The sequence below is a fragment of the Longimicrobium sp. genome, from assembly GCF_036280135.1.
Lineage (GTDB): Bacteria > Gemmatimonadota > Gemmatimonadetes > Longimicrobiales > Longimicrobiaceae > Longimicrobium.
Map to the genome: position 1 here is coordinate 1 of NZ_DASURI010000128.1, position 3,535 is coordinate 3,535.

The 3,535-nt window shown below is 75.5% G+C and carries 3 protein-coding genes; all 3 read left to right on the forward strand.

The features are described 5' to 3' along the window. Positions 1-188 precede the first annotated feature (188 nt). Entirely contained in the window at positions 189-1,142 is a 954-nt protein-coding gene (locus VFZ20_RS03960) for a UDP-glucuronic acid decarboxylase family protein (RefSeq protein ID WP_329682530.1), read from the forward strand. A gap of 42 nt (positions 1,143-1,184) precedes the next feature. After that, a complete protein-coding gene (locus tag VFZ20_RS03965) occupies positions 1,185-2,348 on the forward strand; it encodes a glycosyltransferase family 4 protein (protein ID WP_329682531.1) in 1,164 nt (387 codons plus the stop codon). Continuing rightward, a partial coding sequence (locus VFZ20_RS03970) for an oligosaccharide flippase family protein (RefSeq protein WP_329682532.1) occupies positions 2,345-3,535 on the forward strand: 1,191 nt, incomplete at its 3' end. The genes VFZ20_RS03965 and VFZ20_RS03970, both read left to right, overlap by 4 nt.

Here is a 3,535-nt window from a genome sequence, read left to right on the forward strand (position 1 = left end):
GGTACGAAGGTACGAAGGTACGAAGGTACGAAGGAGCGCGGCGGCGGACGGGGAGGATCGGTCCGGTCCGCCGCCGCGGCGAAGAGCGGGGCGGGAGCGTCCGTGTGATCCGTCCCGGCCCGCGTTTTCACATTCTTTTCAGCGCAGATGAGCGTGCCGTCCATCACCATCCGCATCCGCAGGGGCCCATGCGCGTACTGATCACCGGCGCGGCCGGCTTCCTTGGCTCGCACCTGTGCGACCGATTCCTGGCCGAGGGGCACCGGGTGGTGGGGATGGACAACTTCATCACCGGCCACGCGGACAACATCGCCCACCTCCAGGGCCGCGACGACTTCGCGTTCATCGAGCACGACGTCTCGCGCTTCATCGAGGTGCCGGGCGACCTGGACGGAGTGCTGCACTTCGCCAGCCCCGCGTCCCCCGTGGATTACCTGGAAAAGCCCATCCAGACGCTCAAGGTGGGCTCGCTGGGCACGCACAACGCCCTGGGCGTGGCCAAGGCCAAGGGCGCGCGCTTCATGATGGCGTCCACCTCCGAGGTGTACGGTGACCCGCTCGTGCACCCGCAGCCGGAGACGTACTGGGGCAACGTGAACCCGGTCGGCCCCCGCGGCGTGTACGACGAGGCCAAGCGCTTCAGCGAGGCCATCACCATGGCGTACCACCGCCACCACGGGGTGCCCACGCGCATCGTCCGCATCTTCAACACGTACGGTCCGCGCATGCGCCCCGGCGACGGCCGCGTGGTGAGCAACTTCATCGTGCAGGCCCTGCGCGGCGACCCCCTCTCGGTCTACGGCGACGGCAGCCAGACGCGCTCGTTCTGCTACGTGGACGACCTGGTGGACGGCATCTACCGCCTGTTCATGTCCGACCGCGCGGAGCCCACGAACGTGGGCAACCCCACGGAGTTCACCGTGCGCGAGCTGGCGGACCTGGTGCTGCGGATGACGGGAAGCACGTCGCGCATCGACTCGCTGCCCCTGCCGCAGGACGACCCCAAGGTGCGCCGGCCCGACATCACCCTCGCCCGCGAGGTGCTGGGATGGGAGCCCAGGGTGCCCCTGGAGGAGGGGCTGCGGCGCACCATCCCGTACTTCGCGCAGCTCGTGGAGCACCAGGCGGCGCGCACCCTCTGAGGGCGCGCCGGTCCCTCCTTTTCCCGCGTTCCCCCCGCGACCATGCCGGCCCGCCCGCGCGTGAGCCTGCTGGTGCACGACCTTGCGTCGAACCCCATCGTCCGCGCGGCGCCCCTGGCCGCCGCGCTGGCGGAGGACTTCGACGTGCAGGTGCTGGGCATCTCCATCGGCGGGCGGGGCGTGTACGCGCCCTTTGCCGGCCGCTTTCCCTACGTGGTCGTCCCCGCCGGCCGCCGGCTGCCGTCCGTCCTGGCCGCCGCCGCCCGCCTGTCGCGCCTGGCGACGGGTGACGTGCTCTATGCCTGCAAGCCCCTCCTGACCACGCTCGCCCCCGCCCTGGCCGCGCCCGGCCGCCGCCCCGTGCTGCTGGACGTGGAGGACGACGAGTGGGCGTCGCGCACGGTGGACGACACGGGCCACGGACCCCGCGCCCTGCTGCGCCGCGCCCGCGACGTGCACGGCCTGCTGGCCCGCGCGGCGCACCCGCTTACCCGCCGCGCGGTGGCCGTCACCGTCGTCAGCCGGCGGCTGCAGGCGCGCTACGGGGGGACGATCGTGCGCCACGGCCCGGACGAGCGCGCGTTCGACCCCGGCCGGGCGGAGCTGGCGGACCGGGCGGCCCTGCGCGCGCGGTTCGGATTGTCTGCGGCCGGGCCCGTGGCCGTGTTCGCGGGGGTGCCCCGGCCGCACAAGGGGTGGGAGACGCTGATCGAGGCCCTCGCCCGCCCGGAAGCGGCGGCGTGGACGCTGGCCGCGGCGGGCAACCGGGGCGGGCCGTGGTACGACGCGGCGCGCGCGGCGCTCGGGCCACGCTTCGTCTCCCTGGGCGCCGTGCACCAGGCGGAGATGCCGGCCCTGCTGGCGGCCGCGGACGCCGTCCCCGTGCCGCAGCGGCCCGGCCCCGTGGCCGAGGCGCAGGTGCCTGCCAAGGCACTGGAGGCCATGGCGATGGCCGTCCCCGTCGTGGGCACGGCGGTGGGCGACCTGCCGGAGCTGCTGGGGGACGGCCGGGGGTGGATCGTCCCCCCGGGCGACGCGGCGGCCCTGGCCGGCGCCCTGGCCATGATCGCGGCGGACCCGGCAGAGGCGGCGCGGCGGGGCGCGGCGGCGCGCGCGTGGTACCTGGCGGAGGCGAGCGTGTCCGCCATCCGCGCGCGCCTGGTGCCGCTGGTGCACGCGGTGCTCGCGGGGCGGGGAACGCCGTGAGCGCTGCCGCACGGACCGGCGTGGCGGGGCGCTTTGGCCGCGGGCGGCTGGCGCGCGGCATCGTCTACCGCATCCTGGGCGCGGGCGTGCCGGCCGTGCTGGGGCTCGTCGCCCTTCCGCGTCTCGTGGCGGGGCTGGGCGCCGAGCGGATGGGCATCCTTACCCTGGGCTGGGCCGTCCTGGGCTACCTGGGCGTGCTGCAGCTGGGCGTGGGCCCCGCCCTCACCCGCGCCGCGGCCGGCGCCGACGCGGACGGCGAGCTGGGGCCCCTGGCGTGGACGGGCGTGGCCATGACGACGGCGGCGGGGCTCGTGGCCGGCGTCGCCGTCTTTCTCGCCGCGCCCCTGCTGGCGGACACGCTGCGGCTGTCCGCCGGCCTGCGGACGGAGGCCGTGCTGGCGTTCCGCCTGCTGGCCGTGGCCCTGCCGTTCACGCTGGGCGCGCCGGCGCTGTCGGGGCTGCTGGAGGCACACGCGCGCTTTGGGTGGAGCAACGCGGTGGCCGCGGCGGTCTCCGCGGCCAGCTACCTGGGGCCGCTGGGGGTGCTGGCGGCGGGCGGCGGGCTGCCCGCCGTGCTGGTGGTGCTGGCCGCCGCGCGGGGCGCGGGATGGCTGGTGCTGCTGGCGCTGTGCCTTCGCGAGGTGCCGGCCCTGCGGTCCCGGCGAGGCGCGGCGTGGCGGCACGCGGGCGAGCTGCTGCGCTTTGGCGGATGGGCCACGGTGAGCTCCGTCGTCTCGCCCGTGATGGTGTACATGGACCGCTTTGTCGTGGGCGCGCTGGTCTCGGCCGCCGCCGTGGCCTGGTACGCCACGCCGCAGGAGGTGATGCTGCGGATGGGGATCGTCTCCGGCGCCGTCTCGTCCGTGCTGTTCCCCGCCTTCGCGGCGGCCGCGGCCACGCACCGCGAGCGGCTGGGGCCCCTGCTGACGCGCGGCGTGGAGCTCGTCTTCGTGATGGTGATGCCGCTGGCCGTGCTGCTGTGCGGCTTTTCGCGCGAGGGGCTGGGGGCGTGGCTGGGGCCGGAGTTTGCCGCGGGGGGCGCGGCGGCCGTGGCCTGGCTGGGGCTGGGGCTGCTGGTGAACGGGTTCGCCAAGCCGGCGTCGGCGCTGGTCCAGGGGATCGGCCGGCCGGACGTGACGGCGCGGCTGCACGTGCTGGAGCTGCCCCTGTACCTGGCGCTGCTCTTT

Excerpts from the sequence above, each read along its gene's own strand:
- VFZ20_RS03960 (WP_329682530.1), top strand. The coding sequence starts at position 189 with ATGCGCGTACTGATCACCGGCGCGGCCGGCTTCCTTGGCTCGCACCTG.
- VFZ20_RS03965 (WP_329682531.1), top strand. The coding sequence starts at position 1,185 with ATGCCGGCCCGCCCGCGCGTGAGCCTGCTGGTGCACGACCTTGCGTCG.